A 13,587-nucleotide genomic window follows, 5' to 3' on the forward strand; every position below is an offset into this window, starting at 1 on the left:
TATCAGTCACTCCAGACGTCAGTCGGTCTGCGCTATGTGTCCATGTTCCACGTGGAACAATTTTTTCGGCGTTTCACTCTGCCACAAGCCAGTCAGTTGTTCCGGCTCAACGCAGGTAATAAACACCTGGCAATCCAGCTGTTCCAACAAGCGACATAGGGCTTGTCGGTGGTGGGCATCCAGTTCACTGGGCAAATCATCGACCAGAAACACACAGGATTGCGGCCCATATTGTTGTTTAAGCAAATAGCCCTGCGCGATTTTCAGCGCACTGACCAGCAATTTTTGTTGCCCCCGAGAGAGTACATCAACTGCATTCAGGTTATTTACCCGAACCCGCAAATCAGCTCGCTGCGGTCCGGCTTGTGTATGACCCAACTGACAATCACGCTCGAATTGCTGCGCGAGCACATCAGCCAGCGGTTTTTCTTTGTCCCAGCCACGGAAGTAGCTCAGGGTTAAACCATCAATCGTCAGCATGTCTGCCAATACTTGCTCGAACACCGGCTTTAATCGGCCAATGTAGCTTTGACGATACGCGTCGATTTGATTGGCTGCCTGAACCAGTTCCAACTCCCAGGGAGCCAGCAGCAAGCTATCGATTCTACCACGTCGCAGCAATGAATTCCGTTGCTTGAGGCTTTTTTGCAGTCGTTGCCAGGCAGCAAGAAATCCATGTTCCACGTGGAACACACCCCAATCAAGAAATTGCCGCCGCTGTTTGGGCGCACCTTCAAGCAAACGAAAGCTATCCGGATTGATCAACTGCAATGGCATTGTTTCCGCCAACTGGGCAGCACTCCGCACATTCTGACCATTGATACGGATAACGAATTCACTATTTGCTGAACGCTGAACGCCGATTTGAGTTGTCTCGCCCTGATCAGATACCAGTTCCGCAAAAACAGTGCACTGGCTTTCTGCGTACTGAATCACTGGCTGCAGTTTATTGGTACGAAAGGAACGCGCGAGACCCAACAGATGAATGGCTTCCAGAAGACTGGTTTTTCCGCTGGCGTTGGCGCCGTAAACAAGATTGATGCGAGGGGCGGGGTGGAGCGTCACCGGATGCAGATTGCGCACACCGGTGACGCTCAGGCGGGTCAAAGGCATATTAGCGCATCAAAGGCGCATAGGCATGACGACATACAGGCTGTCATCGGAGTCGGCTTCCTGTACCAACGCACTGCTATTGGCATCGGACATAATCAGCTTGACCTGCTCACCGGTGAGCACGTTCATTACGTCCAGCAAGTAGCTGACATTGAAACCGACTTCCAGCGGAGCACCAGAGTAATCAACGCCAATATCCTCTTCAGCTTCTTCTTGTTCAGGGTTGTTGGCCTGAATTTTCAATTGCGCATCGCTAAGCATCAAACGAATGCCCCGATACTTCTCGTTGGACAAAATTGCAGTACGGCTGAAAGCGTCACGCAAAACATGCCGATCTGCCAGGACGATTTTGTCACCACCACGCGGCAACACGCGTTCGTAATCAGGGAACTTGCCATCAACCAGTTTGGAGGTAAACGTGAAATCACCCGTAGACACTCGAATATGGTGAGTACCAATTACCACGCCGACCTGCTCTTCGGTCTCGTTAAGCAAACGACTCAACTCGAGAATCCCTTTGCGCGGCACAATAATCTGGTGTTTTTCACTGCTTTCAACGCCGGCATCCAGAGTGCACATGGCCATACGGTGACCGTCAGTAGCAACTGAACGTAACTGGCCGCGATTGATTTCCAGCAACATGCCGTTGAGGTAATAGCGCACATCCTGCTGCGCCATGGCAAAACTGGTACGATCGATCAGGCGCCCGAGGGTCTTTTGGCTGACAGCGAACTGAACGGCACCCTGACTTTCTTCCACATTGGGGAAGTCAGCTGCCGGCAGCGTGCTCAGGGAGAAACGACTCCGCCCAGCCTTAATGCTGGCCTTGGTATCTTCCAGGGTAAAGGTGATGGTCGCGTCATCTGGCAAAGACTTGCAGATATCCATCAATTTACGAGCGGGTACGGTAATCTCACCACTGTCGGCAGCATCCTCCAGCGGAATCCGCGCAACCAGTTCGACTTCCAGGTCAGTCCCTGTCAACGACAGGGTGTTGTCATCCACTACCAGGAGTACATTCGACAACACCGGCAAGGTCTGCCGACGTTCAACCACTCCAGCCACTAGTTGCAGGGGCTTCAACAGGGCTTCGCGCTGTATGGAAAATTGCATAGTCTTCCTTCGACCTCGTGCAGGTTGCGCAGCACTGACACACTCAGGTGGTCAGAGTCCGCAGCAGGTTCTTGTAATCTTCACGGATGTCAGCATCCGCTTCGCGTAATTCAGCAATCTTGCGCGTTGCATGCAATACCGTAGTGTGGTCACGGCCACCGAAAGCATCACCAATTTCCGGCAAGCTGTGATTGGTCAATTCCTTGGCCAGCGTCATGGCAACCTGACGTGGGCGAGCTACCGAACGCGAGCGGCGCTTGGATAAAACATCAGAAACCTTGATCTTGTAATACTCAGCAACGGTACGCTGTATATTATCAATACTGACCAGCTTGTCCTGCAATGCCAACAGATCCTTGAGCGACTCACGTATCAGCTCGATACTGATATCACGACCCATGAAATGCGCGCTGGCGGTTACCCGCTTCAGGGCACCTTCCAGTTCACGAACATTGGAACGAATCCGCTGGGCAATGAAGAAAGCGGCATCATGCGGCAGATCGACCCGGGTTTGCTCGGCCTTCTTCATCAGAATAGCCACCCGGGTTTCCAGCTCCGGCGGCTCGACAGCGACCGTCAGACCCCAACCAAAACGTGACTTCAAGCGTTCTTCCAGACCATCGATTTCTTTCGGATAACGGTCACTGGTAAGAATTACCTGCTGGCCGCCTTCGAGCAAGGCATTGAAGGTATGAAAGAATTCTTCCTGTGAGCGTTCCTTTTTGGCAAAGAACTGAATGTCATCAATCAGCAAGGCATCCACTGAACGGTAATAACGTTTGAAGTCATTGATCGCGTTCATTTGCAACGCCTTGACCATGTCGGCGACAAAACGCTCTGAATGCAAATAGACAATTTTTGCAGCCGGATTCTTTTTCAGCAGATGATTGCCCACTGCATGCATCAAATGGGTTTTACCCAGGCCGACACCGCCGTAGAGAAAAAGCGGGTTGTAGCCATGTTTGGGATTGTCGGCGACTTGCCAGGCGGCGGCACGAGCCAACTGGTTGGATTTACCTTCGACAAAATTCTCGAAAGTAAAGCTGCGATTCAGATAACTGGTGTGCTTGATCAAGGCAGGCGACGGGTCGGACGGCGGCCGACTATTGATGGCTTCATCACGACTGCGCTCGGCATCCGGCACAAACCCCTGTCCGGTTGCCTGTGCTCTCGGAGTGACCGGCGCGGTAGCAGCTTGCGGTTGTGGGGTCGCAGGGGCACTGGCAGTTACTTGATGCCGGCGACTGCCGATAAGCAAGGCAACCATGGGAGCCTGGCCCTGGGAAAGATCGTCCAACAGTTCCTGGATACGGCTGAGGTATTTGTCATTCACCCAGTCGAGCACAAAGCGGTTGGGGGCGTACAGGCGCAATTCATCCCCATCACCATCCACCTGCAAGGGACGAATCCATGTATTGAATTGTTGCGATGGAAGCTCATCACGCAAAAAATCGACGCATTGCTGCCAGAGTGCAACAGACACAAACCCCCCAATGGCCAATCAGCCGTGAGTACAAAGTATCAACCGAGACGTCTGCACAGGGCAGGTTTTTTGCGTCCCGACAAGCTGATCATTCTAGCCCTTGGGGCTCAAGTTATCCACACCAACAACCATAAGATTGACTGATTGTCAGTCCGATCAGATACGGATAAACCAGAAAAAGTAGGCAATGAAAACGGCGTTCAACAACGCACATCGCCTCGTAAAGGCTGTGCACAACGTCCTTTGAGACCTGTGCAGAAGCTGGTTACCAAAACGGGGATAAATACCCTTGTGGATAAGTGCTCAAGTTACCCACAAGCTGTGCACAGCTATTGAGGGGTACCGTGCACCGTTGGTACACAAGGTTCAATCGGAATCCAGGCACCTGTTTGGCTGGGCTGTAGCCAGCTATCCACAGAAAATCCGTTCCTATTTACATTAACTATATCTATCTTTTTAACCCTTTGATTTATTTATGATGAATTATGCCTTGAGGGATACAAATCAAATTGACCTGAGGCCAGCATTTCTCTAGAATTGCCGGTCCCTTGAAAGGGCTCCTAGTCCTTGTTTGAACCACTCAGGTATCTGAATCATGAAAAGAACATTTCAACCCAGCGTACTGAAGCGCAAGCGCAACCACGGTTTCCGTGCACGTATGGCCACCAAGAATGGCCGTGCCGTTCTGGCTCGTCGTCGTGCCAAAGGCCGTAAGCGCCTGTCAGCTTAAGCACCGGTCACCAGGTGGGCTTGACGTTCAGCCGCGATCACAGGTTACTGACGCCTGCCGATTACAAAGCTGTATTCGATGGCACCACCTGCAAGGCCTCTGCGCCACTCATTCTGCTGTTGGCTAGAGTCAATACACTCAGCCAACCGCGTCTGGGTTTGGTCATTGCCAAGAAACATGTCCGCCGCGCCGTTGATCGCAACCGGATCAAGCGCATTGCCCGTGAGTCCTTTCGTCATCACCAGGACCTGCTGGGCAATCTGGATATCGTCATCCTCGCCCGCAAGGGCCTGGGTGACCTGGACAATGCCCAACTCCATGCCCTGTATCAGGACATGTGGCGCAGATTGGCCCGATCGGCCAGCAAACGCGCCCGCTCGCTCAACTCCGGACCGCCGTCATCCAATGCGTAACGCCGCAATCGGACTGATCAAGGTTTACCGCTACGCTATCAGTCCACTGATGGCCAATCATTGTCGTTTCTATCCCTCCTGTTCCTGCTATGCCCAGGAAGCCATCGAACAACATGGCTTGCTCAAGGGTGGTTGGCTCAGTGCCCGACGTCTGGGCCGCTGCCATCCCTGGCATCAGGGTGGGTATGATCCGGTTCCACCTGCTGCTGCAGATCTTTCATCCGCGCCTTCCGAGATGACCAACAAACCATGAACATGCAACGAAATATTCTCATTGCTGCCCTGCTTGTAATCACCTACATGATGGTGCTGCAGTGGAATCGCGATTATGGCCAACCAGATCTGAGCGAGACTGTCGCAGATACCCAACAACAGATTGAAACCGCTGATCTCCCCGCTATGGGAGTCACTGAAGACAATCAGACTGGTGGTACGGATGATGCCAATGGGGATGTCCCCGTTGCCATTGAACCGACTGAAGAAGGCATGCCGGCAACAGCACCGAATGAACCCGTCGCGACCAGTTCCAACCTGATCCAGGTTGAAACCGACACCTTTCGTCTGAGCATTGATCCGCGTGGTGGCGATATTGTCAGTATTGCACTGCCGCAATATCCACGTCATCGCGATCGTCCGGATTTGCCCTTCCAGTTACTGGAACAAAGCAATAACCATTTGTACGTCGCACAAAGCGGTCTGACCGGTCGCAACGGTCCGGATGCCAGGGAATCAGGTCGCCCGCTTTACTCTGCCGATGAGTCAGAATTTACCCTGCGTGACGGTGAAGATAACCTGCAGATCGATCTCACTTTCAGTGAAAACGATATTACCTATATCAAGCGTTTCACCTTCAATCGCGGTGATTACCTGATCCGGGTCGAGTATCTGATCGACAACCAGAGTAGTGAAACCTGGAGCGGTAACCTGTTCGGCCAAATCAAACGCGATGACAGCGCTGACCCCTCCAGTAGTGGCACTACGGGCATGGCTACCTATCTGGGTGCCGCTTACTGGGATGCTGACAGTTCTTATACCAAGATCAGCATGGGTGACATGGATGACAAGAATCTCCGCGAAACCGTGTCCGGGGGCTGGGTAGCCTGGCTGCAGCATTACTTTGTCTCTGCCTGGATTCCGAACAACGAACAGCGTCACGTCTACCAGACTCGAAAAGATCGAAACGGCAACTATATTGCCGGCTTCACCAGCCCGACCGCTCAGGTCGCAGCCGGAGATCAGGGTGTCATTCAGGCTGATTTCTACGCCGGGCCAAAAACACAGGACAGGCTGAAAGAGATTTCTCCTGGTCTGCATCTGACCGTGGACTACGGTTTCCTCTGGTGGATTGCCCAGCCACTTTTCTTTGTACTCAGCTTTATCCACGGCTTTGTCGGTAACTGGGGCTGGAGCATTATCCTGCTCACCATGCTGATCAAACTGATATTTTTTCCCTTGTCGGCAACCAGTTACCGTTCCATGGCCAACATGCGTCGTGTCAGCCCCAAGCTGCAAGCCTTGCGTGAGCAGTTTGGTGATGATCGACAAAAGATGTCCCAGGCAATGATGGAGCTGTACAAAAAAGAAAAAATCAATCCGCTGGGTGGCTGCTTGCCCATTCTGGTACAGATGCCCGTGTTCATTGCCCTCTACTGGGTACTGATGGAAAGTGTCGAGATGCGACAAGCCGAATGGATTGGCTGGATCACTGATCTCTCACTCAAGGATCCTTACTTCATTCTGCCAATCCTGATGGGCGCGAGTATGTTTATCCAGCAACTGCTCAACCCGACGCCTCCGGACCCGATGCAGGCAAAGATAATGCGCATGCTGCCAATCATCTTTACCTTCTTCTTCCTCTGGTTCCCGTCCGGTCTGGTGCTGTACTGGGTGGTCAACAACGTTCTGTCGATCGCACAACAGTGGTACATTACCCGACAGATTGAGAAGGGCGCCAAGGCATAAGCCACGGCCATACCCAGCAAACGCCCCGCCTCGCGGGGCGTTTTGCATTCTGCCTGTGGAGCCAGCATGAACCACACTGCTACAGATACCATTGCCGCCATTGCCACCCCACCCGGTCAGGGAGGGGTGGGTATCGTTCGTTTGTCAGGCCCCCAGGCCCAGGCGATCGGTCAACAACTGAGCGGGCTCAGATTGCGTCCGCGGCATGCCCACTATGGCCCTTTCACGGCAGGTGGGGAGGTGCTGGACCAGGGGTTGAGCCTGTTCTTTCCCAATCCGCACTCCTTTACCGGAGAAGATGTTGTCGAATTGCACGGTCATGGTGGTCCGGTCGTGATGGATCTGTTGCTCAAAGCCTGTCTTGACGCCGGTGCTCGGCCAGCACGCCCGGGTGAATTCAGTGAGCGCGCCTTTCTCAATGACAAGCTGGACCTGGCCCAGGCTGAAGCCATCGCCGACTTGATTGAAGCCAGCTCCGAGCAGGCAGCACGCAACGCCGTGCAATCACTGCAAGGGGCCTTCTCGCGGCGGGTAAAGGACCTCACCGAAGCACTGATTGCCTTGCGAATACATGTCGAAGCTGCAATCGACTTTCCGGAAGAGGAAATCGACTTTCTCGCCGATGGCCATGTCCTGCAGGAACTGCAACACGTACGTGAGCAACTGACCCGAGTGCAGCGAGAGGCCGGGCAAGGGGCACTATTGCGCGATGGCATGAACGTAGTCATTGCCGGCCGACCGAATGCGGGTAAATCAAGCCTGCTCAATGCCCTCGCCGGCAAGGACAGCGCTATCGTGACCGAGATTGCCGGTACCACGCGGGATATTCTGCGCGAACATATCCATATCGATGGCATGCCGTTGCACATCATTGATACCGCTGGTCTGCGGGATACCGATGATGTGGTGGAAAAGATCGGCGTTGAACGGGCCATGGCTGCCATTGCCGATGCGGATCGTATTCTGCTGGTGATTGATACCAACCAGCCCGAAGCCAACGACCCGGATCAATTGTGGCCTGAATTTCTGCAACAACACCCGGACCCTTCGAAAACCACCCTGATCTTCAATAAAACCGATCTCAGCGGCCATGCCATCGGCCTGCAGACCGATGCCAAGGGTCGAGTCGAGCTGCACCTGAGCGCACGCAATGGTGATGGCATCGAACTGCTGCGTGACCACCTGAAAGACTGTATGGGTTTTGAACAGACGGCTGAAAGTCTGTTCAGCGCCCGCCGACGCCATCTTCAGGCCTTGCAACTGGCCAGTGACCACCTGGACCATGGGTATCGACAACTGACCCTGATGGGCGCTGGTGAGCTGCTTGCCGAAGACTTGCGCATGGCCCAGCAGGCACTGGGGGAAATTACCGGTGAATTCAGTGCCGATGACCTGCTCGGGCGGATTTTTTCCAGTTTCTGTATCGGCAAATAATTATCACAACGGCTTTAATCGGTTGATGGCTACTACAGGAAGGAACTATCAACCGGTATCCGTCCCCTTGAACCCTGTGTACAAACGGGCCTGAGCCATGTCGATAAACAAGGGGCAAACCCGGTGGATAACCAGGCTGTGGATAAGCGCCTCGGTTATCCACAGGAACCCAGGGGTAATGCCCAGATGTTGTACGCAACTGCTGCACAGACTTTTGCTCTTCTGCATCCCCTGAAATAGAAGGGCCGGGGTTACTTTTCCACAGGAAACCGGCTGCTCATTAACATCATTAGTATTTATCCTTTAAAAACCTTTTCTTATTTATATGTTTAAACGCACCGTGTTGCACAGCAACCCGTCATGCCTTCATCCGGCTGTACAAAAAATATCCAGTCATGCTGCAATTTATTCCCCGAACGCCTATAATCAGTCCCTTTTTCCACGCTCGACACATTCGGGCAACGAGGTGACTGGTGGACTATCCCGAACGTTTTGACGTTATCGTCGTCGGTGGCGGCCATGCCGGTACCGAAGCTGCGCTGGCGGCTGCACGTATGGGCTGCAAAACCCTGTTGCTCAGTCACAATGTGGAAACACTTGGTCAGATGAGCTGCAACCCCGCCATTGGCGGCATTGGCAAAAGTCACCTGGTCAAGGAAATCGATGCGCTGGGCGGGGCCATGGCCCGTGCTACCGACCGTGCCGGTATCCAGTTCCGCATACTCAACAGCCGCAAAGGGCCAGCCGTTCGGGCCACCCGCGCTCAGGCCGACCGTGTGCTGTACAAAGCCGCCATTCGCGAGATCCTGGAAAACCAGGTGAACCTGTCCATCTTTCAACAAGCCTGTGATGACCTGATCGTTGAACAGGATCAGGTCTGCGGCGTCGTGACTCAGATGGGCTTGCGCTTCAAGGCGGATAACGTAGTACTGACTGCCGGAACTTTCCTCGGCGGCAAAATCCATATCGGGCTGGATAATTTCTCCGGTGGTCGTGCGGGTGACCCTCCGGCTATTGCCCTGGCTGATCGCCTGCGTGAACTGCCGCTGCGCGTTGACCGCTTGAAAACCGGTACGCCGCCGCGGATTGACGGCAAAACGGTGGATTACAGCCAGATGCAAGCCCAACCGGGCGATACACCTTTGCCGGTAATGTCGTTCATGGGGTCGGTCGAAGAGCACCCCGAGCAGGTCAATTGCTGGATTACCTATACCAACGAAAAAACTCACGAGATCATTCGCCAGAACCTTGATCGTTCCCCCATGTATACCGGGGTTATCGAAGGCATAGGCCCGCGTTATTGCCCGTCGATTGAAGACAAGATTCATCGTTTTGCCGACAAGAACCAGCATCAGGTGTTTATCGAACCGGAAGGTCTCAATACCCACGAGTTGTATCCCAATGGTATTTCCACCAGTTTGCCCTTCGATGTGCAATTGCAGATCGTGCGCTCGATAGAGGGGCTGCAAAACGCCCATATCCTGCGTCCTGGCTATGCCATTGAATATGATTATTTCAATCCACAGGATCTGAAGTACTCACTGGAAACCAAAGTGATTGGTGGCTTGTTCTTTGCCGGCCAGATCAACGGCACCACCGGATACGAAGAGGCGGCTGCACAGGGGTTGCTCGCGGGTATGAATGCCGCCCGTCGTGCCAAGGGGCTGGAAGCCTGGTGTCCACGCCGGGATGAAGCCTACATTGGTGTGCTGGTGGATGACCTGATCACCATGGGCACCCGTGAGCCCTATCGCATGTTTACCTCACGCGCCGAATACCGCCTGGTATTGCGTGAAGACAACGCCGATCTGCGCTTGACCGAACAGGGTCGCGAGTTGGGACTGGTCGATGATCACCGGTGGTCGGTATTCAGCAGCAAGCGTGAAGCCATCGAGCAGGAAACCCAGCGCTTGCGCAGCAGCTGGGTACAACCGAACAGCCCGGCAGGCCAGGCCTTTGCCAAGCTTTACGGCACCCCATTGACCCACGAATACAATTTGCTTGATCTGTTGCGCCGACCGGAGGTTGATTATGCCGGACTGTGCGAACTCAGTGGAGCCGGGAACGTGCCGGTGGATGCGGCCGAGCAGGTTGAAATCCAGTGCAAATACGCCGGGTACATCGAACGTCAACAGGAAGAGATCAACAAGCTGCGCCAGCATGAAGGGACGTTGCTGCCCGAAGATATCGACTACGCGGCACTCAATGGCCTGTCGAATGAAATCCGCCATAAACTGGCTGATGTACGTCCACAGACTCTGGGGCAGGCTTCGCGTATCCCGGGGGTAACTCCGGCAGCTATCAGCTTGTTGCTGATTCATCTGAAAAAACGCAACGCATTGGGCGATCGTCGCCTGGCCCGGGAGGCCTGAAGGGAATGACTGATCATGCGAGGGAGTTGCGTCAGGGCGCGAGCCAGCTCGGACTCAGTCTGAGCGACACACAGGTTGAACAGCTGTTGGCATACATGGGTCTGCTGAACAAGTGGAACAAGGCCTACAACCTCACCGCAGTGCGTAATCCGGATGAAATGGTCAGTCGCCATTTACTCGACAGCCTGAGCATTCTGCCCTTTGTCGAAGCGGGAAACTGGCTGGATGTGGGTAGCGGTGGGGGCATGCCCGGGTTGATTTTGGCCATTATGCAGCCGGAATCCAGTTTTACCCTGCTCGACAGTAATGGCAAGAAAACCCGCTTTCTGACCCAGGCAAAAATTGAGCTGCAGCTGCAAAACCTCACTGTAGTGAATACCCGGGTTGAAGCCTTTAGCCCTGAACAGCCATTCGATGGTATTGTTTCTCGAGCCTTCAGCGCGCTGAGTGATTTTGTCCAGCTGACACGCCATCTGGGTAAACCCGCTACGCGTTGGCTGGCAATGAAAGGGCAATATCCCGCCGATGAATTGGCCGCCCTGCCGGTAGATTTTCAGCTGCTCGCCAGTCATGCCTTGCAGGTACCGGGTTGCCAGGGCAGCCGGCATCTGTTGATACTGCAACGTCAGACGGACGAGCAGAACGCATAGGAGGTCAGAGTGGGCAAGGTATTGGCCATAGCCAACCAGAAAGGCGGTGTCGGCAAGACAACCACCAGTATCAATCTGGCCGCTTCACTGGCTGCCACCAAGCGCAAGGTACTGCTGATTGACCTGGACCCCCAGGGCAACGCGACCATGGGCAGCGGCATTGACAAGAGTGAGCTGGACAACTCGGTGTATGAGTTGCTTACCGGGCGCAGTGATTATGCCCGGACAGTGCTGGCTTCCGAACATGGCGGTTATGACTTGCTGCCGGCCAATGGCGACCTGACAGCCGCTGAAGTCGAACTGCTTGATATCAAGATGAAAGAAAGCCGTTTGCGCTATGCGCTGACCAATGTGCGCGATAAATATGATTACATCATTATCGACTGCCCCCCTTCGCTGAATATGCTTACCGTCAATGGTCTGGTTGCCGCCGATGGCGTCATCATTCCCATGCAGTGTGAGTATTACGCGCTGGAAGGCCTCTCGGCACTGATCACCACGATCAACCGCATTACCAGTGTGTTGAATCCCGGCTTGCAGATCGAGGGATTGCTGCGCACCATGTACGATCCGCGCAACAGTCTGACCCAGGATGTCTCGGCCCAGCTTAGCCAGCACTTTGCCGAGCAGCTGTATCAGACCGTGATTCCGCGTAATGTGCGCCTGGCTGAGGCCCCCAGTTTCGGCATGCCGGCACTGGTCTATGACAAACAGTCACGTGGCGCGGTGGCCTATCTGGCCATGGCCGGTGAATTGATTCGACGCAGCAAGCAGGCTGCCGGCAAACAGCAGCCGGCCCCGGTTACCGATTAATCAGAACGAAGGACATTAGCGCCATGGCGGCCAAGAAACGTGGCTTGGGACGAGGATTGGATGCCTTGCTGGGACAGAGCACTGCCCAGCACGGTGAACACGACGGTGAGTTGCAGCAGGATCATCTGCTCAAGGACTTGCCGGTTGATCTGATTCAGCGCGGCAAGTACCAGCCCCGCCGGGACATGGATCCACAGGCGTTGGAAGAACTGGCTGAATCGATCAAGGTCCAGGGCGTGATGCAACCGATCGTGGTACGTCCGATTGGCGGCGGTCGCTACGAAATCATTGCTGGTGAGCGTCGCTGGCGCGCGACCCAACAGGCTGGTCTTGATCATATCCCGGCAGTGATCCGGGAAGTCACCGATGAAGCGGCCATTGCCATGGCGCTGATCGAGAATATCCAGCGCGAAGACCTCAATCCTATTGAGGAAGCCATGGCGCTCTATCGTTTGCAGCAGGAATTCGAATTGACCCAGCAACAGGTCGCCAATGCGGTAGGCAAGTCGCGCGTCAGCATTACCAACCTGTTGCGCTTGATGGCGCTACCTGACGACGTCAAACTCCTGCTTGAGCGGGGCGATATCGAAATGGGCCATGCCCGTGCCTTGCTCGGGTTGCCGCAGGATGAGCAGACTGCGGCCGCTCGTCAGGTGGTGGCTAAAGGCTTGACCGTTCGGCAAACCGAAGCCCTGGTGCGACAATTGCTCAAGCCGCGGCAGGTGCAGCCCAACCAACGTCCCGATCCGAACATTGAAAATCTGCAGACCGACCTCTCCGAGCGTCTGGGTGCCGAAGTGAAAATTCAACATGGCGCGCGTGGAAAAGGCAAGCTGGTGATCAGCTATAGCTCGCTGGATGAACTGGATGGGGTATTGGCACATATCAAATAAGCCGATGAGAGCGTATGCAGGTTTGCGGGCAGTGACGCAAATGGGTGAAGACACTGAATTTTCAGCCTCTACGGTTGAACCTCAAGCCTATTCGCCCTATACTCCTCGCGCAATTTTAGCCTTGTAAATGCACCGGATTGTTGCAACAAAGTGTCCTTGGCCGGACGCATTATTTGACAGGCAGGCAGGGTAAATGGACGCCAGAACGCCCAATCGTACCCCTTTCCACCGCTGGCCTGGCTTTCCGGTATTGAAGTGGCAAGCCCTGTTGACCATCGGGATTGCTCTGGCTCTGTGGTTATTCCAGGGTCCGGTAGCCGGATATTCCGGTCTGTTGGGTGGACTTATTGCTTTGGTCCCCAACGCCTATTTTGTCTTTCGGGTGTTCCGTTACAGTGGAGCCCGGTCGACGCGGGCCATCGTCAGCGAAATGTTTTCGGGCGAGGCCGGCAAACTGATTTTGACCGCCGCACTTTTCGTGTTGGTGTTGATGAGCATAGATCCGCTTGGGGTAGAGCTTCTGTTTGCGGTTTACCTCGTGATTCTGGCCGTTGGAGCCAGTGCTCTGCTCATCGTCAGCAGGTTTCCAAAGTATTAGCATTTGAGGCGAT

The 13,587-nt window shown here is 54.3% G+C and carries 13 protein-coding genes; 10 read left to right on the forward strand and 3 right to left on the reverse strand.

Translation table 11 applies throughout. The annotated features are described in order from the left end of the window. Positions 1-18: 18 nt before the first annotated feature. The 3 genes from recF to dnaA are packed head-to-tail and all read right to left on the reverse strand — an operon-like array spanning position 19 to position 3,709. Positions 19-1,113: a DNA replication/repair protein RecF gene (recF, locus tag BLU07_RS15740; protein WP_092388824.1), complete on the reverse strand. Its 1,095-nt coding sequence runs from the start codon at positions 1,111-1,113 to the stop codon at positions 19-21. Between the two features lie 9 nt (positions 1,114-1,122). Beyond that, entirely contained in the window at positions 1,123-2,226 is a 1,104-nt protein-coding gene (dnaN, locus tag BLU07_RS15745) for a DNA polymerase III subunit beta (RefSeq protein ID WP_092388826.1), read from the reverse strand. 43 nt (positions 2,227-2,269) lie between these two features. Then, positions 2,270-3,709, reverse strand: coding sequence for a chromosomal replication initiator protein DnaA (gene dnaA, locus BLU07_RS15750; protein WP_092389925.1), 1,440 nt, complete (start codon positions 3,707-3,709; stop codon positions 2,270-2,272). Positions 3,710-4,304: 595 nt separating this feature from the next. Between dnaA and rpmH the strand changes: the two genes are divergently transcribed. The 10 genes from rpmH to BLU07_RS15805 all read left to right on the forward strand — a co-directional run bounded on the left by rpmH (position 4,305) and on the right by BLU07_RS15805 (position 13,574). Then, entirely contained in the window at positions 4,305-4,439 is a 135-nt protein-coding gene (rpmH, locus tag BLU07_RS15755) for a 50S ribosomal protein L34 (protein WP_092388829.1), read from the forward strand. Positions 4,440-4,453: 14 nt separating this feature from the next. Beyond that, positions 4,454-4,852: a ribonuclease P protein component gene (gene rnpA / locus BLU07_RS15760; protein ID WP_092388831.1), complete on the forward strand. Its 399-nt coding sequence runs from the start codon at positions 4,454-4,456 to the stop codon at positions 4,850-4,852. Next, a complete protein-coding gene (yidD, locus tag BLU07_RS15765) occupies positions 4,845-5,105 on the forward strand; it encodes a membrane protein insertion efficiency factor YidD (protein WP_231701651.1) in 261 nt (86 codons plus the stop codon). The genes rnpA and yidD overlap by 8 nt, the downstream gene beginning before the upstream one ends. Beyond that, a complete protein-coding gene (yidC, locus tag BLU07_RS15770; protein ID WP_092388835.1) occupies positions 5,102-6,814 on the forward strand; it encodes a membrane protein insertase YidC in 1,713 nt (570 codons plus the stop codon). The genes yidD and yidC overlap by 4 nt, the downstream gene beginning before the upstream one ends. A gap of 66 nt (positions 6,815-6,880) precedes the next feature. Beyond that, complete coding sequence (gene mnmE, locus BLU07_RS15775; RefSeq protein ID WP_092388837.1) at positions 6,881-8,248, forward strand: tRNA uridine-5-carboxymethylaminomethyl(34) synthesis GTPase MnmE; 1,368 nt, start codon at positions 6,881-6,883, stop codon at positions 8,246-8,248. A gap of 473 nt (positions 8,249-8,721) precedes the next feature. Beyond that, positions 8,722-10,620 (forward strand): tRNA uridine-5-carboxymethylaminomethyl(34) synthesis enzyme MnmG, encoded by a 1,899-nt coding sequence (gene mnmG / locus BLU07_RS15785; protein ID WP_092388841.1) that lies wholly within the window; start codon positions 8,722-8,724, stop codon positions 10,618-10,620. 5 nt (positions 10,621-10,625) lie between these two features. Continuing rightward, positions 10,626-11,270 (forward strand): 16S rRNA (guanine(527)-N(7))-methyltransferase RsmG, encoded by a 645-nt coding sequence (rsmG, locus tag BLU07_RS15790; protein ID WP_092388843.1) that lies wholly within the window; start codon positions 10,626-10,628, stop codon positions 11,268-11,270. A 9-nt stretch (positions 11,271-11,279) separates the two neighbouring features. Continuing rightward, entirely contained in the window at positions 11,280-12,083 is an 804-nt protein-coding gene (locus tag BLU07_RS15795) for a ParA family protein (protein WP_092388845.1), read from the forward strand. Positions 12,084-12,106: 23 nt separating this feature from the next. Then, entirely contained in the window at positions 12,107-12,976 is an 870-nt protein-coding gene (locus tag BLU07_RS15800) for a ParB/RepB/Spo0J family partition protein (RefSeq protein ID WP_092388847.1), read from the forward strand. A gap of 193 nt (positions 12,977-13,169) precedes the next feature. Beyond that, a complete protein-coding gene (locus tag BLU07_RS15805) occupies positions 13,170-13,574 on the forward strand; it encodes a F0F1 ATP synthase subunit I (RefSeq protein ID WP_092388851.1) in 405 nt (134 codons plus the stop codon). The last annotated feature ends 13 nt before the right edge of the window (positions 13,575-13,587 follow it).

This window comes from Halopseudomonas salegens (assembly GCF_900105655.1).
Classification (GTDB): Bacteria; Pseudomonadota; Gammaproteobacteria; order Pseudomonadales; family Pseudomonadaceae; genus Halopseudomonas; species Halopseudomonas salegens.

What these genes read in the sequence shown, in the direction of transcription:
- recF (WP_092388824.1), bottom strand. Translation starts at nt 1,113, where the DNA reads ATGCCTTTGACCCGCCTGAGCGTCACCGGTGTGCGCAATCTGCATCCG.
- dnaN (WP_092388826.1), bottom strand. Translation starts at nt 2,226, where the DNA reads ATGCAATTTTCCATACAGCGCGAAGCCCTGTTGAAGCCCCTGCAACTA.
- rpmH (WP_092388829.1), top strand. Translation starts at nt 4,305, where the DNA reads ATGAAAAGAACATTTCAACCCAGCGTACTGAAGCGCAAGCGCAACCAC.
- yidD (WP_231701651.1), top strand. Translation starts at nt 4,845, where the DNA reads ATGCGTAACGCCGCAATCGGACTGATCAAGGTTTACCGCTACGCTATC.
- yidC (WP_092388835.1), top strand. Translation starts at nt 5,102, where the DNA reads ATGAACATGCAACGAAATATTCTCATTGCTGCCCTGCTTGTAATCACC.
- mnmE (WP_092388837.1), top strand. Translation starts at nt 6,881, where the DNA reads ATGAACCACACTGCTACAGATACCATTGCCGCCATTGCCACCCCACCC.
- rsmG (WP_092388843.1), top strand. Translation starts at nt 10,626, where the DNA reads ATGACTGATCATGCGAGGGAGTTGCGTCAGGGCGCGAGCCAGCTCGGA.
- BLU07_RS15800 (WP_092388847.1), top strand. Translation starts at nt 12,107, where the DNA reads ATGGCGGCCAAGAAACGTGGCTTGGGACGAGGATTGGATGCCTTGCTG.
- BLU07_RS15805 (WP_092388851.1), top strand. Translation starts at nt 13,170, where the DNA reads ATGGACGCCAGAACGCCCAATCGTACCCCTTTCCACCGCTGGCCTGGC.